At 58.0% G+C, this 22,087-nt stretch carries 19 protein-coding genes; 6 read left to right on the top strand and 13 right to left on the bottom strand.

Going from position 1 to position 22,087, the window contains the following annotated elements; all coding sequences use genetic code 11:
• Positions 1-88 precede the first annotated feature (88 nt).
• The 6 genes from fabI (at position 89) to KI613_RS05485 (ending at position 7,753) form a co-directional block, all read left to right on the top strand.
• Positions 89-862: an enoyl-ACP reductase FabI gene (fabI, locus tag KI613_RS05510; RefSeq protein ID WP_226405696.1), complete on the top strand. Its 774-nt coding sequence runs from the start codon at positions 89-91 to the stop codon at positions 860-862.
• A 101-nt stretch (positions 863-963) separates the two neighbouring features.
• Complete coding sequence (locus KI613_RS05505; protein ID WP_226404192.1) at positions 964-1,539, top strand: hypothetical protein; 576 nt, start codon at positions 964-966, stop codon at positions 1,537-1,539.
• Positions 1,536-2,024 carry a hypothetical protein gene (locus KI613_RS05500; RefSeq protein WP_226404191.1) on the top strand — a complete coding sequence of 163 codons (489 nt, stop codon included), beginning with the start codon at positions 1,536-1,538 and terminating at the stop codon, positions 2,022-2,024. The genes KI613_RS05505 and KI613_RS05500 overlap by 4 nt, the downstream gene beginning before the upstream one ends.
• A 21-nt stretch (positions 2,025-2,045) precedes the next feature.
• Positions 2,046-3,464, top strand: a complete 1,419-nt coding sequence (locus KI613_RS05495; protein ID WP_226404190.1) for a bifunctional enoyl-CoA hydratase/phosphate acetyltransferase — start codon at positions 2,046-2,048, stop codon at positions 3,462-3,464.
• Positions 3,465-4,646, top strand: coding sequence for an acetate/propionate family kinase (locus KI613_RS05490; protein WP_226404189.1), 1,182 nt, complete (start codon positions 3,465-3,467; stop codon positions 4,644-4,646).
• Positions 4,647-4,855: 209 nt separating this feature from the next.
• Positions 4,856-7,753 (top strand): adenosylcobalamin-dependent ribonucleoside-diphosphate reductase, encoded by a 2,898-nt coding sequence (locus KI613_RS05485; protein ID WP_226404188.1) that lies wholly within the window; start codon positions 4,856-4,858, stop codon positions 7,751-7,753.
• A 147-nt stretch (positions 7,754-7,900) separates the two neighbouring features.
• Here the strand turns inward: KI613_RS05485 and KI613_RS05480 are convergent, their stop codons facing one another.
• From KI613_RS05480 to KI613_RS05420, 13 genes are all read right to left on the bottom strand, one after another.
• On the bottom strand, positions 7,901-8,443 hold the full coding sequence (locus KI613_RS05480) for an NUDIX domain-containing protein (RefSeq protein ID WP_226404187.1): 543 nt from the start codon (positions 8,441-8,443) through the stop codon (positions 7,901-7,903).
• A 66-nt stretch (positions 8,444-8,509) separates the two neighbouring features.
• The gene (gene nuoN / locus KI613_RS05475) at positions 8,510-9,988 is read right to left on the bottom strand and encodes an NADH-quinone oxidoreductase subunit NuoN (RefSeq protein WP_226404186.1); all 1,479 of its coding nucleotides are present in this window, start codon (positions 9,986-9,988) and stop codon (positions 8,510-8,512) included.
• A gap of 12 nt (positions 9,989-10,000) precedes the next feature.
• A complete protein-coding gene (locus KI613_RS05470) occupies positions 10,001-11,485 on the bottom strand; it encodes an NADH-quinone oxidoreductase subunit M (protein ID WP_226404185.1) in 1,485 nt (494 codons plus the stop codon).
• Between the two features lie 33 nt (positions 11,486-11,518).
• Positions 11,519-13,555, bottom strand: coding sequence for an NADH-quinone oxidoreductase subunit L (gene nuoL, locus KI613_RS05465; RefSeq protein ID WP_226404184.1), 2,037 nt, complete (start codon positions 13,553-13,555; stop codon positions 11,519-11,521).
• Between the two features lie 2 nt (positions 13,556-13,557).
• Positions 13,558-13,869, bottom strand: a complete 312-nt coding sequence (nuoK, locus tag KI613_RS05460) for an NADH-quinone oxidoreductase subunit NuoK (protein WP_011286724.1) — start codon at positions 13,867-13,869, stop codon at positions 13,558-13,560.
• A gap of 14 nt (positions 13,870-13,883) precedes the next feature.
• Complete coding sequence (locus tag KI613_RS05455) at positions 13,884-14,480, bottom strand: NADH-quinone oxidoreductase subunit J (RefSeq protein ID WP_226404183.1); 597 nt, start codon at positions 14,478-14,480, stop codon at positions 13,884-13,886.
• 12 nt (positions 14,481-14,492) lie between these two features.
• Entirely contained in the window at positions 14,493-14,981 is a 489-nt protein-coding gene (nuoI, locus tag KI613_RS05450) for an NADH-quinone oxidoreductase subunit NuoI (RefSeq protein WP_226404182.1), read from the bottom strand.
• A 10-nt stretch (positions 14,982-14,991) separates the two neighbouring features.
• Positions 14,992-16,041 carry an NADH-quinone oxidoreductase subunit NuoH gene (nuoH, locus tag KI613_RS05445; RefSeq protein ID WP_226404181.1) on the bottom strand — a complete coding sequence of 350 codons (1,050 nt, stop codon included), beginning with the start codon at positions 16,039-16,041 and terminating at the stop codon, positions 14,992-14,994.
• Positions 16,042-18,375, bottom strand: a complete 2,334-nt coding sequence (nuoG, locus tag KI613_RS05440) for an NADH-quinone oxidoreductase subunit NuoG (RefSeq protein ID WP_226404180.1) — start codon at positions 18,373-18,375, stop codon at positions 16,042-16,044.
• A gap of 45 nt (positions 18,376-18,420) precedes the next feature.
• Positions 18,421-19,749, bottom strand: coding sequence for an NADH-quinone oxidoreductase subunit NuoF (gene nuoF, locus KI613_RS05435; RefSeq protein ID WP_226404179.1), 1,329 nt, complete (start codon positions 19,747-19,749; stop codon positions 18,421-18,423).
• On the bottom strand, positions 19,749-20,222 hold the full coding sequence (nuoE, locus tag KI613_RS05430; protein ID WP_226404178.1) for an NADH-quinone oxidoreductase subunit NuoE: 474 nt from the start codon (positions 20,220-20,222) through the stop codon (positions 19,749-19,751). The genes nuoF and nuoE overlap by 1 nt, the downstream gene beginning before the upstream one ends.
• Positions 20,222-21,475, bottom strand: a complete 1,254-nt coding sequence (locus KI613_RS05425) for an NADH-quinone oxidoreductase subunit D (RefSeq protein ID WP_226404177.1) — start codon at positions 21,473-21,475, stop codon at positions 20,222-20,224. Before KI613_RS05425 ends, nuoE begins: the two co-directional genes overlap by 1 nt.
• A complete protein-coding gene (locus KI613_RS05420; protein WP_226404176.1) occupies positions 21,468-22,073 on the bottom strand; it encodes an NADH-quinone oxidoreductase subunit C in 606 nt (201 codons plus the stop codon). Before KI613_RS05420 ends, KI613_RS05425 begins: the two co-directional genes overlap by 8 nt.
• Positions 22,074-22,087: the final 14 nt, after the last annotated feature.

Raw genomic sequence — 22,087 nt, 5'->3', positions numbered from 1 at the left:
CATACATGGTGCAGCGCAATACGCCCTGATCGACTCTGTAAGGAAGAACGGCATGAACACAATAAACGAACAATCCCCCCTGGCCAGCATGAATACCCTGTTGCCGCTGGCTGGAAAAAAAGGCCTGATTACCGGCGTCGCCAATGACAAGTCGATCGCTTTCGCCGTGGCCAAGGCCATTCGCGCTCTGGGTGGCGAAATTGCCCTGACCTACCAGAACGACAAGACCGCCAAATACACCCAGCCGCTGGCCGAAGCGCTCGGCGCCAAGCTCTTCCTGAAACTCGATGTCACCGAGGAAGGCAGCCTCGAAGCCGCCATCAAGCAATGCGGCGACGAATTCGGCGAACTCGACTTCGCCATCCACTCGATGGCCTTCTGTAATGGCGACGACCTGCACGGCCGCGTCATCGACACCACCGAAGCCGGCTTCGACTCGGCCATGAACATTTCCTGCCACAGCTTCCTGCGCATGGCCAAGGCGATCGAACCGCTGATGGCCCACGGCGGTTCGCTGATCACCATGTCCTACCTCGGCGCCGAGCGCGTCGTGCGCAACTACGGCGTCATGGGCATCATCAAGGCGGCGCTCGAATCGGCCGTCCGCTACATGGCCTACGACCTCGGCCCCAAGGGCATTCGCGTCTTCGCCGTGTCGCCGGGCCCGATCATGACCCGCGCCGCTTCCGGCATCGCCAATTTCAACACCCTGCTCGAAAACGATGCCGCCAAGGCACCGCTCGGCCGCACCGTGACCATTGACGAAGTCGGCGCCCTGACCGCCTTTCTGTGCACGGCCGGCTCGTCCGGCATGACCGGGCAGACGATCTACGTCGACGCCGGCGCCCATATCGTCGCCTGAGGCCATTTTGTAGCGATTGCTACGGTCAACCGGAAAAAAGGGCTAAATTTCGAATTGGCGGGGCAAATCCCCGCCAATTCGAAACGATTTCGGAGAACCTGATGCCTGACATTGACGGACTACTCCCCGATCCTGTGCCGGATCACCCGCTGCTGCGCGGGCGCCGGGAAATCGGTCGCGGCGAAAGTACCATCGTCCTCGAAGCCGACAGCGTCGATGGCCAGGAACGCGTCTACAAGGTGCTCTCCTCGCCCACCGACTACGCCTATTACACCGCCGATGACCGCCCGACCGGCAACCATTTCCCGGTCGTCTTTGCCGATCACGGCACCGTCGGCCGTTCCAGCCGCGGCTTTCCCTTTTACGTCGTCGAAGTCGAGCGGCTCTACCCGCTGCCCGTTGCCGGCGACGCCGCCGAAGTGGCGACCAAGCTGTCCACCTCGTATTTCGACGCCTGCATGATGTGGCGCAACCTGGCCCAGGACATGGGGCGCATCGCGTTGCACCACCTCGTCGTCACGCCGATGGGCTGGACCGATGCGCTCAAGGCGTCGCTCAAGGCAGTGGAAGATTTTTCGACCGAGTATGGCGCCCTGCCCGACCTGATCAAGGCCGACAACCTCATGATGCGCAGGGACGGCACTCTCGTTTTCTCCGACCCGGTATTCATGGAATGAGCATCAGCAAAGTGTATTTCGCCTCGCGCGAACTGGCCGAATCGCTCATTGGCAAGCCGTCGATGGCGGTCATTTCGATTACCGACCCGGGCAGCCCACCGGCCAATCTGCACGCCCAGTTCGAGCACATCCTGCGCCTGGCCTTTTTTGACGCCGTGCCGGCCGATGCATTCCTGCCGGCGCCGATGCCCGGCCTGTTCGATTACCGGATGGCCCGCCAGATCGCCACCTTCGTCCAGGACCTGCACAACGCCCCGGATGCCGTTTCGGTGCTGGTCCATTGCGAATATGGGGTCAGCCGCTCGGCCGCCGTGGCGCTTTTCGTCGAAGCCTGGTCCGGCGCCCCGCTGATTTCGCGCGAGTTCACCGGCGAGGCCAATCAATGGGTGGTCGACCAGTTGTCGCAGCTGCGCCCTGAACTGGATATCGACATTCCGCCGGCCAATGCGGCCGCCGAGCGGCGCAGCATGCCGCGACCGGCCTGACCATTTATCTGGAGCATTACCATGCATGAAAGCAGCGAGCAGCGTTATCTGGTCAACAAGACCTACGACGAAATCCGCGTCGGCGACTCGGCCAGCCTGACGCGAACCCTGATGCCCGAGGACGTGAAACTGTTCGCCATCCTGACCGGCGACGTCAATCCCTCGGTGGTCGACCCGGGTTATTCCCAAAGCGGCCTGTTCCGCGAAGTCATCGCCCACGGCATGTGGAGCGGCTCGCTGATCTCGACCGTCCTTGGCACCCAGTTTCCCGGCCCCGGCACCATCCTGATCGACCAGGCCTTGCACTTCGCCCGCCCGGTGACGATCGGCGACACGATCACGATCACCGTTACGGCCAAGCAGAAATTCGATCACAACAAGCATGTCAATTTCGACTGCGTATGCACCAACCAGGAAGGCCTGCAGGTGGTGCGCGGCACCGCCGAAGTGCTGGCCCCGACGGAGAAGGTCTCCCGCCTGCAGGAAGTACATATGCCGGAGATCCGCATCGACGACAAGCACGAGCGCTACATCCAGTTGCTCGAACGGGTCAGGGGGCTGGAGCCGATCCCGACTGCGGTCGCCCACCCGTGCGACCACGAGTCGCTGAAAGGCCCGGTCATGGCCTTCCAGGCCGGCATCATCGAGCCGATCCTGGTCGGCCCCGAAAACAAGATTCGCGCCATTGCCGAGGAATTCGGCATCGACCTTTCCGGCATCCGCATCGTCCATGCCGCACACAGCCACGACTCTGCCGGACTGGCTGTTTCGCTGGTGCGCACCGGCGACGCCGAGGCCTTGATGAAAGGCAGCCTGCATACCGACGAATTGATGGGCGAAGTCGTCGCCCGTGCCAACGGTTTGCGCACCAGCCGCCGGATTAGCCACGTTTTTGTCATGGACGTGCCGACCTATCACCGTCCGCTGCTCATCACCGACGCGGCGATCAATATCGCCCCGACGCTCGAAGAGAAGGCCGACATCATCCGCAATGCCATTGATCTCGCCCACATTCTCGGCATCCCGGAACCCAAGGTGGCAATCCTTTCAGCGGTCGAAACCATCAATCCCAAGATCCAATCCACGCTCGATGCCGCCGCCCTGTGCAAGATGGCCGACCGCGGCCAGATCAAGGGTGGCATCCTCGACGGTCCGCTGGCTTTCGACAACGCCATTTCCATTGTCGCGGCCAAGACCAAGGGCATCAAATCGGCCGTAGCCGGCCATGCCGAAATCCTCGTCGTCCCCGACCTTGAATCCGGCAATATGGTCGCCAAGCAGCTCGAATACCTGGCCAATGCGCTGACCGCTGGCATCGTGCTCGGCACCAAGGTGCCCATCGTGCTGACCAGCCGCGCCGACACGGCCGAAACCCGTACCGCATCGTGCGTCATCGCCGCACTGATCGCCCACCACAACCGCAAAACTGGAACCATCTAAATGAAGCAAGGCATCCTGACGATCAATGCCGGATCGTCGTCGATCAAGTTCGCCCTTTTCTCCCTCGCCCACCCGATTTCCCCGGAAGCCGAAGTCTCCGGCCAGATCGACGGCATCGGCACCAACGCCACGAAAATGGTCGCCAAGGACAAGGCCGGCGAAAAAATCGCCGACCAGATGATCGCTGGCGAGCAGGTCAGCCACGACCAGGCTTTCGATGCGCTGCTCAAATGGTTCATGGCCACCCATGCCGGCTGGCAGATCGTCGCCGTCGGGCACCGCGTCGTGCATGGCGGCGAGCGTTACTCGCAGCCGACCATTGTCGATGACACCGTGCTCGGCCACCTGACCAGTTTCATCCCGCTCGCCCCGCTGCACGAACCACACAATGTCGCCGGTATCCGTGCCCTGCAGGCGCTGCTCCCCGGTGTGCCGCAGATCGCCTGTTTCGACACCGCCTTCCACCGCAGTCAGCCCGACGTCGCCCAGACCTTCGGCCTGCCCCGCGCCCTGTCGGCCGAAGGCATCAAACGCTACGGCTTCCATGGCCTGTCCTATGAATTCATCGCCCGCGCCCTGCCCCAGCATTCGCATCGGGCATCCGGTCGTGTCGTCGTCGCCCACCTCGGCAACGGCGCCAGCATGGCAGCCATGGTCAATCGCAAATGCGTCGCCACGACGCTTGGCTTCTCGACCATCGATGGCCTGCTCATGGGCACGCGCTGCGGCAATCTCGACCCGGGCGTCATCCTCCACCTCATGGAAACCAAGGGTCTGTCGGTCAAGGACATGACCAGGATGCTCTACAAGGAATCCGGCCTGCTCGGCGTTTCCGGCATCAGTCAGGACATGCGTACCCTGCTGTCGAGCAACAAGCCGGAAGCCCAGGAAGCGGTAGACCTGTTCTGCTACCGCATCGCCCGCGAACTCGGCTCACTGGTGGCAGCGTCGGGCGGCATCGATGCGCTGGTATTCACCGGCGGTATCGGCGAGCACGCCGCCGAAGTCCGCCGTCGGGTCTGTCTGCAGTCCGAATGGCTGGGCATCCGCCTCAATCCGGAAGCCAATGCACGTCACGATATCGTGATCAGCGCCGGCAACAGCAGCGTCGATGTGCTGGTCATTCCGACCAATGAAGAATGGATGATGGCGCACCACGCACAGACACTTCTCGCCCTCTAGGAAAAATATTTTTCGCCATGCCCCGGTCGCCAAATGCGGCCGGGGCATTGTTTTTTCGGGCTTTTTTTACCCCAACAGCATCGACAAAAGGGAACACACGAAACACCGTATCTAGTCAAGATATTGCCTTCGAGCACTATATCTAGTAGCTTTGCAACATTCGAAAATTAACAACCCAAAAAAATCCGAATTTTGTAGAGGAGCCTTGGATGAGCAAAATCGCCGAACAGCTTTCGCTGACTGACATTCCCGCACCACCGCAATTCGCGCCGCTGCCGGAGCAGGAAATTTCCGCCGAAGTGCTCATCGAGAAGTACGCCAAGGGCAAGGAAACCAACGTTCATGACGTGCGCCGTCGCGTTGCCTACGCGCTGGCCCAAGTCGAGCAGGAAGCAGATCGCGCCCATTGGGAATCGAAGTTCCTGTGGGCCCAGGAAAACGGCTTCATTCCAGCCGGCCGCATCAACTCGGCCGCCGGTACCGACCTCCAGGCGACGCTGATCAACTGTTTCGTGCAGCCGGTTGGCGACTCCATCGTCGAAAACACCGATGGCAAGCCCGGCATCTACACGGCACTGGCCCAAGCCGCTGAAACGATGCGTCGTGGTGGCGGCGTCGGCTACGATTTTTCCTCCATCCGCCCGCAAGGCGCCCGCGTCAAGGGTACCCAGTCGCGCGCTTCCGGCCCGGTGTCGTACATGCGTGTTTTCGACCGCTCGTGCGAAACCGTCGAATCGGCCGGCGCCCGCCGTGGCGCCCAGATGGGCGTGCTGCGCTGCGACCACCCGGATATTGAAGTTTTCATCCACGCCAAGGACAAGGGCGACCTGACCAATTTCAACATCTCGATCGGCGTCACCGACCCGTTCATGCAAGCTGTTGATGCCGACGGTGACGTCGAACTGCTGCACCGCGCCGAGCCGAATGCCGAGATGCGTGCGGCCGGTGCCTATCAGCGCGAGGACGGCATGTGGGTGTACCGCAAGCTGCGCGCCCGCGAACTGTGGGACCAGGTCATGAAATCGACCTACGACCACGCCGAGCCGGGCATCCTGTTCCTCGACCGCATGAACAAGGACAACAACCTCAATTACTGCGAAGTGATCGAGGCGACCAACCCCTGCGCTGAACAGCCGCTGCCGCCGTACGGCTGCTGCTGCCTGGGTTCGATCAACCTGACGCTGTACATCAAAGACGCCTTCTCCGAGCAGGCCGAGTTCGATTTCGACACCTTTGCCGAAGTCATCCGCATCTCGACCCGCATGCTCGACAACGTGCTCGACGCGACCCACTGGCCGCTCGAACGCCAGCAGCAGGAAGCCGCCAACAAGCGCCGCGTCGGCCTCGGCTACACCGGCCTCGGCGATGCGCTGGCCATGCTCCGCCTGCGCTACGACAAGCCGGAAGCCCGCGCCATGGCGGCCCGCATCAGCGAATTCATGCGCGACACGGCCTACATGTACTCGGTCGAAATGGCCAAGGAACGCGGTGCCTTCCCGCTGTTCAACGCCGAACTGTACCTGTCTGGCGGCAACTTCGCTTCCCGCCTGCCGGGTGACGTCAAGGCCGAGATTCGCAAGCACGGCCTGCGCAACTCGCACCTGCTGTCCATCGCGCCGACTGGCACCATTTCGCTGGCCTTCGCCGATAACGCCTCAAACGGCATCGAACCGCCGTTCTCCTGGACCTACAGCCGCAAGAAGCGCATGCAGGACGGCACGATCAAGGAATACTCGGTAGAGGATTACGCCTGGCGCCTGTACAAGCATCATGGCGGCGATATTTCCAAACTGCCCGAGTACTTCGTCACGGCCCTGGAAATCTCCGCCCAGGCGCACAGCGACATGGTTGCCGCGGTCGCCCCGTTCATCGACACCTCGATTTCAAAGACAGTCAACGTCCCGGCTGACTACCCGTACGAAGACTTCCAGGATCTCTACATGAGCGCCTGGAAATCCGGCCTCAAGGGTCTGGCTACCTACCGTCCGAACAGCGTGCTCGGTTCCGTGCTTTCCGTCACCTCGACCGAACCGGCCAAGACCGAAGCTGACGCAGCCAAGGCACCACAGGATTTCGTTTCCGATGCCAACCGCCGCCTGTCGATCAAGAACCTGCCGGCCCCGGTGCTCGCCAGCCTGCGCTGGCCGGGCCGCCCGAACCTGCCGGAAGGCAACCTGTGCTGGACCTACATGCTCGACTCACCGATTGGCAAGTTCGCACTGTTCGTCGGCCACGTCGAACCGGAAGGCCGCGCCTGGCCGTTCGAAGTCTGGGCCAACGGCCCGGCCGAACCACGCGGCCTGGGTGCCGTCGCCAAGACGCTGTCCATGGACATGCGCGCCAACGACCACGCCTGGCTGCAAATGAAGCTCGACGCTCTGGCCAAGACGCCGGGCGACTCCTTCGAAATGCCGATGCCACCGCACGGCGAGCGCAAGCGCGTGCCGTCCGTGGTATCCGCCATGGCCCAAGTCATCGCCTGGCGTTGCGAACAGCTCGGCGCCTTCAAGCACGAAGGCCCGACGCCGGTGAAGGACGCCCTGTTCAGTGCCAAGGAGCCGAAGACCGGCACCGACGGCACGCTGTCCTGGACGGTCGATATCAACAATCCGTCGACCAGCGAAGATTTCGTCCTCGGCCTCAAGGAAATCACCCTGCCGGACGGGGTTACCCGCCCTTACTCGATGTGGCTGTCGGGCAACTACCCGCGCGCCCTGGACGGCCTCTCCAAGCTGCTCTCGCTCGACATGCGCGTCCTCGATCCGGCCTGGATCGGCATGAAGCTGCGCAAGCTGATCGACTACTCCGAGCCGCTCGGCGACTTCATGGCCTTCGTGCCCGGTTCGCGCAAACAGCAGACCTTCCCGTCCACCGTCGCCTACATCGCCCAGCTCATCATCCATCGCTACGCCATGCTCGGCATTCTCGACGAGAGCGGCTTCCCGCTGCAGCAGATGGGCATCCTCGAAGCACCGGAAGACTCGACCAGCAACAAGGTCCTGCCGACACAAGGCAAGCTCTGTGGCGAGTGCGGCAACCACACGATGATCCGCAAGGATGGTTGTGATTTCTGTACGGCCTGCGGCGCGGTAGGCACCTGTGGCTGATTGCTGACTGCCTCAACCAAAAACGCCCCGGTCATGCCGGGGCGTTTTGCTTTGGGGACCAATTTCAGGCCCCAACCAAGATTTCAATTTTGGCTGTTTTTTCCGGTTGACCGTAGCATTCGCTACGAACCGGCTCAAGACTCGGGTTTACGGCTTATCGAGCCAGAACAATGAGGTGATGGTCTTGGCGTCGGTAATGCGGCCATCCCAGACCGCCTGCCTGGCTTCGGCCGGCGAGAGTTCTACGACATCGAGGAATTCGTTGTGGTCGAGCTGTTTTTCCCCGGCCAGGTGCAGGCCGCGGGCGGTGAAGATTTCGATCCGTTCGTCGGAATAACCGATGCACGGGTGCATCACGCCGAGATACTCCCAGTCGCTGGCAACGTAGCCGGTTTCTTCCTTGAGTTCGCGCTGGGCGGTGTCGATGATGGCTTCGCCATGATCAATCTTGCCGGCCGGCAGTTCGAGGAAGACGCGGCGCAGCGGGTAGCGGAACTGGCGCTCGAAGAGCAGATTGCCGTTGGGCAGGAAGGCGAGAATGACAACGGCGCCGGGGTGAACGATGTATTCCCGGATCGATTCCTGGCCATTGGGCAGTAGTACGCGATCCTTGCGGACGTTGAGCAAAGCCCCCTTGAAGACACTCTCGGAGGAGACTTCGGATTCGATCAGGTGAGCGTCGTGCGACATTTCAAACTCCACAAAAAGAAACGCCCCGACTGGCGGGGCGTTTTATTGAATCACTTCACTGCAGCATCAGAGCGAACGAAGCAGCGCGTAGGCACACAGCGACATGATGACTTGCGGGAAGATGCCAAGGGCAGCGACGGCCAGACCGTTGGCAGAAATCAGGATGCGCATGTCCATCGGCGCGGCCAGCGGGGTATCGTCGGCCGGGGCATCGAAGTACATGACCTTGACGACGCGCAGGTAGTAGAAGGTACCGATCAGCGAGAAGAGGACGGCAACGATGGCCAGCCACATGTAGCCAGCGGCAACGACAGCCTGCAGGACGGAGAACTTGGCGAAGAAACCGATGAAGAACGGCACGCCAGCCATCGAGAACATGAGCATGAGCATGATGCCGGCAAACCACGGGCTGCGCTTGTTGAGGCCCTTGAAGTCTTCGATGTTCTCGGCTTCGAACCCGGCCCGCGACATGAGCAGGATCATGCCGAAAGTGCCGGCACTCATCAGCACGTAGGCGATGACGTAGAACATGGCCGAGCTGTAGGCATTGAGCGCGTAGCGGGCATCGCCGCTGACCACACCGGTAACGATACCAAGCAGCATGAAGCCCATGTGCGAGATGGCGGAGTAGGCCAGCATGCGCTTGAGGTTGGTCTGGGCGATGGCGGCAAGGTTACCGATGGCCATCGAGAGCACGGAGAGAATGATCAGCATGGCCTGCCAATCGGCCGCCATGGTGATCAGGCCATTGACGAGCAGGCGCATGACGATGGCGAAGGCAGCAAGCTTCGGAGCGGAGCCGATGAGCAGCGTAACCGAGGTCGGCGCACCGTGATAGACGTCCGGAATCCACATGTGGAACGGCACGACGCCGAGCTTGAAGGCGAGGCCGGCAACCAGGAAGACCAGGCCAAAGACCATCACGCTCTTGTTTACACCGCCGCCGTACAGGCGCTCGGCAATGCCGGTGATTTCCAGCGTACCGGTCGCCCCGTAGATCATCGACATTCCGTAGAGCAGCAGGCCGGAGGCCAGCGCACCAAGGACAAAGTATTTCATCGCCGCTTCGGTGGACTGCACCGAGTCACGGTTCATGGCGACCATGGCGTAGAGCGACAGCGACAGCAGTTCGAGGCCGATGTAGATGGTCAGGAAATGATTGGCGGAGATCATGACCATCATGCCGAGCGTCGCGAACAGCGCCAGCACGTAGTATTCGCCCTTGTTCATCGAGTCGCGATCAATGACATAGCCACGCGAGTAGAACATGACGATGACCATGGTCATGTACAGGAAGAGCTTCAGCAGATCTGACATCAGATCATCAACGAACATGTTGCTGAACGTGTAAGAGATATCACCGGTACTCGTTGCGAACTGGATAGCGGCGCAACCGATCAGCGTCAGTTGGGTCAGCACGAAGATAACTGTGCGGCGGCTATCCTTGACCAGCAAGTCGATCATCAGGATGGCCAGCGCCATCACCGTCAGAAAGATTTCCGGCGCTGCGGGCAGAAGGTTGGGGACAACGAAATTGTCGAACATGTCGGCTACCGTTTATTGAATCTTGCTGATGGCGACATGACGCAACAGGTCATTGACCGAGGCGTGCATGACTTCCGTGAAAGGCTGCGGGTAGAGACCCATGCCCAGGGTGCAGAGAGCCAGTACGCCGAGAATGGCGAACTCGCGCTTGTTGATATCGGTCAGTTCGGCCACGTGATGATTGGTGACATCGCCGAAAACCACGCGTTTGTACATCCACAGCGTGTAGGCGGCGCCGACGATCAGCGAGGTGGCGGCCGCAAAGGCCACCCAGAAATTGAACTTGGTAGCGGCGAGGATGACCATGAATTCGCCAACAAAGCCCGAGGTAGCCGGCAGACCGGCATTGGCCATGGAGAACAGCATGAACAGCGCAGCAAATTTTGGCATGGTGTTCACCACACCGCCGTAATCGGCGATCTGTCGGCTATGCACGCGGTCGTACATGACACCGATACAGAAGAACATGGCACCGGCAACAAAACCATGGGAGACCATCTGGACCAGAGCGCCTTCAACGGCGAGCGGACTGAACATGAAGAAGCCCAGGGTCACGAAACCCATGTGCGCGATGGACGAATAGGCCACCAGTTTCTTCATGTCTTCCTGAACCAGGGCAACAAAACCGATATAGACGACAGCAATCAACGACATGCCCAGAACCAAAGCGGACAACTCATGCGAGGCGTCAGGCAGGATCGGCAGCGAGAACCGGATAAAGCCATAGGCGCCCAGCTTCAGTGCAATCGCGGCCAGCACGATGGAACCGCCGGTTGGCGCTTCGACGTGGGCATCCGGCAACCAGGTATGCACCGGCCACATCGGCACCTTGACGGCAAAGGCAACCAGAAACGCCAAGAAAAGCCAGATCTGCGGGCCAAGGCCGATCGGCATCTTGTGCCATTCGAGAATCGAGAAGCTGCCGCCGGAATTGATGAACAGATACATCAGGGAAAGCAGCAGAAGCAGCGAACCGAACAGCGTGTAGAGGAAGAACTTGAAGGCGGCGTAAACCCGGTTCGGGCCACCCCACACACCAATGATCAGGTACAACGGGATCAGCGAAGCTTCGAAGAAAACGTAGAACAGCACGCCATCAAGTGAGGCAAAAATGCCGTTCATCAGGCCGGACATGATCAGGAAGGCAGCGTTGTACTGGGCAACCTTGGTCTTGACCACTTCCCAACCGGCGGCAACCACGATGATGGTCACGAAAGCGTTCAGCACGACGAACAGCATCGAGATGCCGTCCACCCCGAGGTGGTAATTGATGTTGAAGCGCGGAATCCAGGAACCGAGTTCAACGAACTGCATGCCCCCGTTGGTGGTATCGAAACCAGTCCAAAGCGGAATAGTGATCAGGAAACCGGCAACGGCACCGGCCAGCGAAAGCATTCTTGCCAGCGGTGCGTTCCGGTCGCCACCGGTGGATAGCACCACCAGTCCGGCGAAAATCGGGATCCAGATTGCGAGAGACAGCAACGGGTAAGTCGACATGTTATTCCTTGCTTTTCTGCGAACTATTCACGCTTAGGCGCGGTTGATCCACAGAGTCATCAGCACAAAGACGCCGATGATCATGGTGAAAGCGTAGTGATAGACGTAACCGGTCTGGAACAGACGGGTAATGGAAGAGATCCAGCCAACAACCTTGGCCGAGCCATTGACGATCAGGCCATCAATGATGGCAACATCGCCGCCACGCCACAGCACCTTGCCCAGAAGGCGAGCGCCACCGGCGAATACGACCTCGTTGAATTTGTCGAAGTAGTACTTGTTCTCAAGCAGCGTATGGACGGCCGAGAAGCGACGCTGAATGGCTGCCGGAATGTCGGGACGCTTCATGTAGAAGAACCACGAAACCACGACACCGGACAGGGCCAGAATGAACGGCAGGCTGGTCAGCGAATGGACGCCCATGGCGACCGCGCCGTGGAAGTGCTCGGAAAGATGCTCCATTGCCGGATGGGCATGGTGATCGATGAAGATGACGCCCTTGAAGTAGTCGCCGAAAACCATCGGGCCGATGGCAATAAAACCAATGACCACTGACGGGATAGCCAGCAAGACGAGCGGCAGCGTGACAACCCAAGGTGTTTCATGCGGCTTTTGACCCGGCGCCAGACCATGATGATGGTCGTGCGAGGTTTCTTCGTCATCATGGTCACCGTGATGCTCATGATGATGTGCGTCATCAGCCTTGCCGAAACGCTCCTCACCATGGAAGACCAGGAAGTACATGCGGAACGAATAGAAGGCGGTAACGAATACGCCGGCCAGCACAGCGAAGTACGCGAAGCCTGCACCCGGAATATGTGACAAGGCAACGGCTTCGATGATCGAATCCTTCGAATAGAAACCGGACATAAAAGGCGTACCGATCAAGGCCAGCGAACCGACCAGCGAGGTAATCCAGGTAATCGGCATATATTTGCGCAGACCACCCATGTTGCGGATGTCCTGATCATGGTGCATCCCGATGATCACGGAACCAGCGCCAAGGAACAACAATGCTTTGAAGAAGGCGTGGGTCATCAGGTGGAAGATGGCGACCGAGTAAGCCGAAGCACCCAGTGCAACGGTCATGTAGCCCAACTGCGACAGCGTCGAATAAGCGACGACGCGCTTGATATCGTTCTGGATAATGCCCAGGAAGCCCATGAACAGCGCAGTGATCGCACCAATAATGATGATGAACGAGAGTGCCGTGGTCGACAACTCGAACAGCGGCGACATCCGGGCGACCATGAAGATACCGGCAGTAACCATGGTTGCAGCGTGAATCAGCGCGGAGATTGGCGTTGGGCCTTCCATCGAGTCTGGCAGCCAGACATGCAGCGGAACTTGAGCTGATTTACCCATCGCGCCGATGAACAAGCAGATACAGGTAACGGACATCAAGGACCAGTCTGCGGCACCCCAGATATTGATGGTGGTTGCTGCCAGTTCCGGCGCTTTCTCAAACACTGTTTTGTAATCGAGCGAGCCGAAATGTGCCAGCACCAGACCGATGCCAAGGATGAAACCGAAGTCACCAACACGGTTAACCAGGAAGGCCTTCATGTTGGCGAAGATGGCGGTCGGGCGGGTGTACCAGAAGCCGATCAGCAGGTAGGAAACCAGACCCACGGCTTCCCAGCCGAAGAAGAGCTGCATGAAGTTGTTGCTCATCACCAGCATCAGCATGGAGAAGGTAAACAACGAGATATAGCTGAAGAAGCGGTTATAGCCCGGATCTTCCTGCATGTAGCCAATGGTGTAGATATGTACCATCAACGACACGAAGGTGACGACCAGCATCATGGTGGTGGTCAGCGTATCAATCAGGAAACCAACTTCGAATTTGTAGTCGCCGCTGGTCAGCCAGGTATAGACAGCACCGTTGTATGTATTGCCGGCCAGAACATCCTTGAAGATGATGACCGACGCGAAAAAGGCGATGGCGACACCGGCGATGGTTGCGGTATGAGCAACCCAGCGTGGAATGACGCGACAGAACAGGCCGGCAATCATGGCGCCGACCAACGGCGCCATAGGAACGAGCAGGTAGAGTTTTTGCATTTCCATGTTTAACCCTTCAGGCTGCCCAGGTCATCCACATGGATGCTCTTGAGGTTGCGGAACAGCACGATCAGAATGGCCAGGCCGATCGCCGATTCGGCAGCGGCAACAGTCAGGATGAAGAAGACGAAGATCTGACCTGAGAGATCCTGCAGATAGTGGGAAAAAGCCACGAAATTCATGTTGACCGCAAGAAGCATCAACTCGATGGCCATCAGCAGCACCAGCAGGTTCTTCCGGTTCAGGAAGATACCGACCACGCTGATCGCGAAAAGTATCGCGCCCAGAATCAGGAAATGGGAGAGAGAGAGAGTTAGCATTGTTTCCCCGGGGTTCAGTCTTTTTCAACCGGCATCTGCAGGAGTCGCACGCGATCCTTCGCCTTGACGAAGACCTGCTGATTCGGGTTGGTGTACTTGGACTTCTTCGGACCGCGGTATGTCAGCACGATTGCCGCGATCATGCCGACAAGCAGAATGAGCGAAGCCAGCTCGAAGGGATAGACGTAGTCGGTGAACATCAGCGCACCGATACTCTTTGTATTGGAGATACCGGCCGGAAGCATGGCTTCCGCGGCAGGAATCTGGAAGTACTTGCTACCAAGCACCAAGCCCATTTCCAGAACCATCAGCAAACCCAGCAATGCTCCGAGCGGCAGATAATTCCAAAAGCCCTGCCGAATACGGTCGATATTTATATCGAGCATCATCACCACAAACAGGAAGAGCACCATGACCGCCCCGACATAGACGAGGATGATGGCAATCGCCAGAAACTCAGCCTGCAACAAAGCCCAGATGCCGCCGCAGGTGAAGAAGGCAAGAATGAGATGCAGCGCGGCGTGAACCGGGTTGCGCGCGGTAATTACGCGCAGGCTGGCAAAAATCAGGATCGCCGACAGGAAGAAGAAAACCGCAGTTTGAAAATCCATTGCTAGCACCTGTTATCGGTAAGAAGCATCAAGTTCGCGATCCTTCGCGATTTGATCTTCGTAGCGGTCGCCGTTGGCCAGCAACATCTGCTTGGTGTAGTACAAATCACCGCGCTTTTCGCCGTGGTATTCGAAAACCCGCGTTTCGACCACTGCATCGACCGGGCAAGCCTCTTCACAGAAACCGCAAAAAATACATTTGGTCAGATCAATGTCGTAACGCGTCGTGCGACGCGAGCCGTCGTCACGTGGTTCGGCCTCGATCGTAATCGCCAGCGCCGGGCAGATTGCTTCACACAGCTTGCAGGCGATACAACGCTCCTCGCCGTTCGGGTAGCGACGCAACGCATGAAGCCCTCGAAAACGGAAACTCTGCGGTGTCTTTTCTTCCGGATATTGAACGGTGATCTTGCGAGCAAAGAAATATCTGCCCGTGACCGACATGCCCTTCAACAATTCCTTGAGGAAGAGGCTGTTGAAGATTTCCTTCATCGAACCCATTAGTCTCTCCTCACTTCCAGATATTCAATGGCGACATCATCCAGACGCCGACAACAACCAGCCAGATCAAGCAGATCGGCAAGAAAACCTTCCAGCCCAGACGCATCAACTGGTCATAGCGGTAACGCGGGAAAGTTGCCCGGAACCACAGGAACAAGAAGAGTATTGCCGACATCTTGGCGAACAGCCAAAGAATGCCGTCAGGCAGGAAACCAACTGGGGACAGCCAGCCACCCAAGAACAGGAGGGAAGTTAGCGCCGCAACCAGAATCATGTTGGCGTATTCAGCCAGGAAGAAGAGCGCGAAAGCCATCCCGGAATATTCAACGTGGAAGCCGGCAACAATTTCGGTTTCGCCTTCAGCAACGTCAAATGGCGCACGATTCAGTTCGGCTGTGCCGGAAATCAGGTAGACAATGAACATCGGGAACAAGGGCAACCAGTTCCACGAAAGGAAACTCAGGCCCCAGCCAGCGAAACGTCCCTGATCCTGAACATTGACAATATCGACCAGATTCAAACTGTTCGACACCATCAGCACGCAGATCAGCGAGAAACCCATCGAGATTTCGTAAGAAACCATTTGGGCGGCTGAACGCATGGCACCGAGGAAAGCGTACTTCGAGTTTGAGGCCCAACCAGACAAAATTACCCCATACACACCCATGGAGGTAATCGCCATGATGTAGAGCAGGCTCGCATCAATATTGGCAACAACCAGGGAATCAGTGAATGGAATCACCGCCCAGGCAGCCAGCGCCGGAGCAATTGCCAACATCGGGGCGATAATGAAAATGCCCTTGTTAGCTGTCGTCGGTACAATAATTTCCTTCAGCAGCAGCTTCAGGCCATCGGCAATCGGCTGTATCAGGCCCCACGGACCGACCCGGTTGGGACCGATACGAACCTGCATGTAACCGATGACCTTGCGTTCAAAGTAGGTCAAATACGCAACGCCAAGCATCAGCGGAGCAACGATCAGGACGATTTTTAGAAGGGTCCAGACAGCAGGCCAGGCGCCGCCGAAAATCCCAAGTCCGAAGTTCATCAGTGCGTCCATTTATGCACGCTCCACGGAGATCGAGCCGAACATATCGCCCAGCATCGCTGTGCTTGCATGTGCCGCCGAAACGCGAACACAACCGGCAGGCACATTGTTATCGCTCTTGGCGATCAGTATCGCCTCACCGGAACCTTGCTTGACGCGAACTTGCGCGCCATCGGCAACGCCTAGCTGCGCCAGGGTTTGCTCGTGAATGCGAGCAGTCGGAGCAACAGCATCTGCTGTCTGCTGCAGAGCTGGCGCACGACGTGCCATCGGATCGGCAAAGTTGATCGGCACATCGGCAATTCGCTGCAGGCCATCAGTACCGGTAGCCGACAGCCCAATGCTGACATCCTTCAGGCCGTTGTCGAGGCCAGTAACGAACTCGACACCCTTACCCAGCACTTCGTCGCGAATATCTTCGCTCGAAGCATAGCTGAAGCCATCGAGATTCAACACGTTACCGAGAACACGCAACAGCTTCCAGGCCGGGCGGGCATCGCCGCGGGCCTTGGCCACACCGTTAAAACCCTGGGCGCGACCTTCAATATTAATGAAGGTACCCGAGGTTTCGGTGTAAGGAGCATTCGGCAACATCACATCGGCAAACTCCAGAGCCGGAGCATGTTTGAAGGCCGACATGTAGACCACGAGACTGGCCTGTTTCAGCGCACCCAGAACCAGTTGCGGGTTAGCGCAATCAAATTCTGGCTCGATTCCCATCAGGACATAAGCCTTGCGCGGCTGCTCGAACATCTGGCGAGCATTGGCGCCGGAGGGCAGCGCCCGGGCAATATGGCCGCCCACAGTGTTTGCACCTTCACCAAGAAAGCCGACGGTCGCGCTGGTCAGTTTGCCAAGCTCCAGTGCCAGCGCATGCAATTGCGTGGCATCAATGGATTGAGTCGCGACGTTGCCCAGAAACACCGCGCGCTTTTCGCCATCGACCAGGCTCTGAGCAATCTTCTTGCTCGTCTCGCAAACGACCGCCGACTCGACACCTGCCGGCAAGGCGGTACCCTTGATCTCGGCTGCAGCCTTGACGACTGCAGCCAGAGCCGCAGCCAGGTTGGCCGGAGCAACGGTCATGCGGGCATGCAGATTGATCAGTTGCTCATCACCGGTCACCGACAGCAGGCTGACCTTGGTGTATTTCTTGGCTGCCTGACGCAGACGCTGAGCAATCAGGGGATGATCCTTGCGCAAGAACGAGCCGACTACCAGAGCACCGTCAAGATCCTTGATCTCGGCCAGACGCATGCCCAGCCACGGAGAACCGGCACGTTTGAAATCGGAGGAGAAATCACTCTGACGCGGACGGAAATCGATATTGCCGCTGCCCAAGCCCTTCATGACCTTGCCGAGCAGGAAGAGTTCTTCAACCGTCGAGCTTTGGGCGGCCAGCGCCGCCAGCGCATCGCCACCATGTTCGCGGGAAACATCCTTCAGGCCGTGCGCAACGTAATCGAGTGCGACATTCCAGTCGACTTCCTTCCATTCCCCGCCCTGCTTGACCATCGGCTTGGTCAGGCGCTCTTCGGAGTTCAATGCCTGGTAGGAAAAACGCTCCTTGTCGGAGATCCAGCACTCGTTAACTTCTTCGTTTTCTCGTGGCAAAACGCGCATCACGCTGTCGTGCTTGACCTGGACAACCAGATTTGCACCGACGGAATCGTGCGGGCTGACCGACTTGCGACGTTGCAGTTCCCAGGAACGGGCGGTGTAACGGAAAGGCTTTGAGGTCAGCGCACCGACCGGGCAGAGGTCTATCATATTGCCCGACAATTCCGAGTCGACCGTACGACCGACAAAAGTCATGATCTCGGAATGCATGTTGCGATTGGCCATGCCAAGTTCCATGATGCCGCCGATTTCCTGGCCGAAGCGAACGCAACGGGTACAGTGAATGCAGCGGCTCATTTCTTCCATCGAGATCAGCGGACCGACACTCTTGTGGAACACGACGTGCTTTTCTTCGGTATAACGGCTCTTCATCGGGCCGTAACCAACGGACATGTCCTGCAACTGGCACTCGCCGCCCTGATCGCAGATCGGGCAATCCAGCGGGTGATTGATTAGCAGGAACTCCATCACACCCTTCTGCGCCTTGACGGCCAGTTCGGAGTGGGTGAACACCTTCATGCCATTGGTTACCGGCGTCGCGCAGGCGGGCAAGGGCTTCGGCGCCTTTTCAACCTGGACCAGACACATCCGGCAGTTGGCGGCAATCGAGAGTTTCTTGTGGTAGCAGAAATGCGGAATGTACACGCCAACCTGCTGCGCGGCGTCCATCACCGTGCTGCCGTCGGGCACTTGCGCTTTTTTGCCGTCGATTTCGATTTCTAGCATGTCGCTACCTTGTAGCCAGTTCTTTCGTTACTAACCCGCAACCTGTCAGGCCGGAATCTTGTGGAAGCCACTGCCGGCCCATTGAACATCCTTGGGCACCAGACAGGTCTTGTTTTCAATGTGGTACTCGAATTCCTTGCCGAAGTGCTTGATGAAACTCTGCACTGGGAAAGCTGCCGCATCACCAAGCGCGCAGATCGTACGACCGGCAATATTGCCGAGCACGCTGTTCAGCAGATCCAGATCTTCGGGCTTACCGAGTCCGTTCTCGATACGATGCACAACCTTGTACATCCAGGCGGTACCTTCGCGGCAAGGCGTGCATTGGCCGCACGATTCTTCATGGTAGAAGAAGGAAAGACGCTCCAGCGCCTTGACCATGCAAACCGTTTCATCCATGACAATCACCGCACCAGAACCGAGCATCGAACCGCCCTTGCTGATCGAGTCGTAGTCCATGGTGCAATCCATGATCACATCAGCCGGCATAACAGGGGCAGAAGAGCCCCCCGGAATGACAGCTTTCAGCTTGCGACCACCACGCATACCGCCACACATCTCGAGCAGGGTTGCAAACGGCGTCCCCAGCGGAATCTCGTAGTTACCCGGACGATTGACATGGCCGGAAACAGAAAACAGCTTGGTCCCACCGTTATTCGGCTTGCCCAGATTGAGAAACTCCTCGCCGCCCATCTTCAAGATGAAGGGAATGGAAGCAAAGGTCTCGGTGTTGTTGATGGTCGTCGGTTTGCCATACAGACCGAATGAAGCCGGGAAGGGTGGTTTGAAGCGCGGCTGCCCCTTCTTGCCTTCGATCGATTCGAGCAGCGCAGTTTCTTCGCCACAGATATAGGCGCCGTAACCGTGGTGCGCGAACAGTTCGAAATTAAAGCCGGAACCCAGAATGTTCTGGCCAATGAAGCCAGCAGCGCGCGCCTGATCGAGCGCCTCTTCGAAACGCTTGTATTCCTGCCAGACTTCGCCGTGCACGTAGTTGTAACCGCGGTTCGCACCCATCGCATAGGCGGCGATGGCCATGCCTTCGATGACCGCATGCGGGTTAAAGCGCATGATGTCGCGGTCCTTGAAGGTCCCCGGTTCACCTTCGTCGGTGTTGCAGACAACATACTTGTCGCCCGGGAAGGAACGCGGCATGAAAGACCACTTCAGGCCGGTCGGGAAGCCAGCGCCGCCACGACCTCGCAGCACGGACTTCTTCACTTCGCTGATGACGTCTTCCTGGGTCATCTTGCTTTCCAAGATGCGCTTCAGTTGCGCATAGCCACCGCGCGCAACGTAATCCTTGAGGTGCCAGGTATTGTCGCCATCCAGGCCTTCCATCAGAACGCCGTTGATCGAACCAAGCATGGCCATTATTTGCACTCCTCAAGCAGCTTGTCGATCTGTTCCGGGTGCATGTAACTACACATCGAGCGGTTATTGACGATGAAGACCGGCGCATCACCGCATGCCCCCATGCACTCACCTTCCTTCAATGTGAATTTGCCATCCGGGGTCGTTTCACCGTAGCCGACACCAAGTTTATTCTGGAGGTATTCGCCGGCATGGTAGCCACCAGAAAGTGCGCAAGGCAGATTGGTGCAGACCGTTATTTTGTACTTGCCGACCGGCTTCAGGTCATACATGTTGTAGAAAGAGGCCACTTCGTAGGCCGCAATCGGCGGCATACCAAGATAATTAGCAACAGCCTCGATAGACTCGGGGGCCAGCCAGCCTTTTTCTTCCTGAGCGAGAGCGAGACAGGCCATCGACGCCGATTGTTTTTGATCGGCGGGATACTTGGCAACCTCGCGGGCAAACTTCTGGAGGGTTTCAGCGGAAAACATCAGCGGTCGATCTCGCCAAAAACAATATCTTGGGAACCGATTATCGTAACGACATCGGCGAGCATGTGGCCTCTGGACATCTCATCCAGACCAGCCAAGTGAACAAAACCTGGCGCACGAATCTTCATGCGGTAAGGCTTGTTGGCACCATCGGAAACAAAGTAGATGCCGAACTCGCCTTTCGGGTGCTCGACTGCGGCATAAGCCTCACCCGCCGGAACATGGATGCCCTCGGTGAAGAGCTTGAAGTGGTGAATCAGCTCCTCCATGTTGGTCTTCATGTTTTCGCGCGGCGGTGGCGCCACCTTGTTGTTGTCGGTGATTACCGGCCCGGGGTTCTTGCGCAGCCAAGCGATACATTGCTTGATGATATTGTTCGACTGGAGCATTTCTTCCATGCGAACCAAGTAACGGTCATAGCTGTCGCCATTCACACCGACCGGCACGTCGAAATTGATCTTGTCGTAGGCGGCGTACGGCTGTTTCTTGCGCAAATCCCAAGCAATGCCTGAGCCGCGAAGCATGGCGCCGGTAAAGCCCATCTGCATTGCACGTTCCGGTGTTACTACACCGACATTAACCAGACGCTGCTTCCAGATCCGATTGTCGGTCAGCAGGGTGTGATATTCAGCGTGATAAGTCGGGAAACGATTGGTGAAATCCTCAAGAAAGTCGAGCAAGGAACCGCTGCGATTCTCATTTTTTTCGGAAGCCTTCTTGGCATTGGTCCATGTCGACTCCTGATACTGCGGCATGCGGTCCGGCAAGTCACGATAGACGCCCCCCGGACGATAGTAAGCAGCATGCATCCGGGCACCGGAAACGGCCTCATAGACGTCCATCAGGTCTTCACGTTCGCGGAAGGTATAAAGCGCCATGGTCATGGCACCAACGTCCAGCGCATGACAACCGACCCACAACAGATGGTTGAGGATACGGGTGACCTCGTCGAACATGACCCGGATGTACTTGCCGCGTTCCGGCACTTCGATACCGAGCAGCTTTTCAGTCGCCAAGCAGTAAGCATGCTCGTTGCACATCATCGACACGTAGTCGAGACGATCCATGTACGGCACAGATTGAACCCAGGTCCGGGTTTCAGCAAGCTTTTCAGTCGCGCGATGAAGGAGACCAATGTGCGGGTCTGCGCGCTGGACGACTTCGCCATCCAGTTCGAGCACCAGACGCAGCACACCGTGCGCCGCAGGGTGCTGCGGACCAAAATTCAACGTAAAATTGCGGATGTCAGCCATGAGCGGTATCCCCGAAAGTGTCTTCGCGCACGATGCGCGGGGTGTTTTCGCGAGGCTCGATGGTGACCGGTTGATAGATCACGCGAGCCTGATCGGGGTCGTAACGCATTTCGACGTGACCGGAAATCGGAAAATCCTTGCGGAACGGATGCCCTATGAAACCGTAGTCGGTCAGGATGCGCCGCAGGTCGTCGTGACCCACGAAGGCGATACCGTAGAGATCAAACGCTTCCCGTTCAAACCAGTTAACACTCTTCCAGACACCCATAACGGAATCAACGGAAGGAAACTCGTCGTCTTCAGCAAATACGCGCACGCGCAAACGCCAGTTGTTGGCAATCGAAAGAAGATGAGAAACCGCTGCGTAGCGCCGGCCTTGCCAAGCACCATCACCGTAGGTCGAGTAATCGACACCACACAGATCGATGATTTCTTCGAAATGAAGATCGCCCTCATCCCGCAACGCAGTCATCACGCCGAGATAGTCGGCCGCATTGACTTCAATGGTTAACTCACCCAAAGCGAGCTTCAGCGATTTCAACTTATCGCCAAAGTGCTTTTGCAGGTTTTGACTAAGCGTTTCCAGCTTGGCAGACATATCTAATCAGCCTT

This window comes from Ferribacterium limneticum, from assembly GCF_020510585.1.
Lineage (GTDB): Bacteria > Pseudomonadota > Gammaproteobacteria > Burkholderiales > Rhodocyclaceae > Azonexus.
Note: the sequence above shows the minus strand (reverse complement) of the source record. Positions and strands in the feature narration are given on the sequence as shown.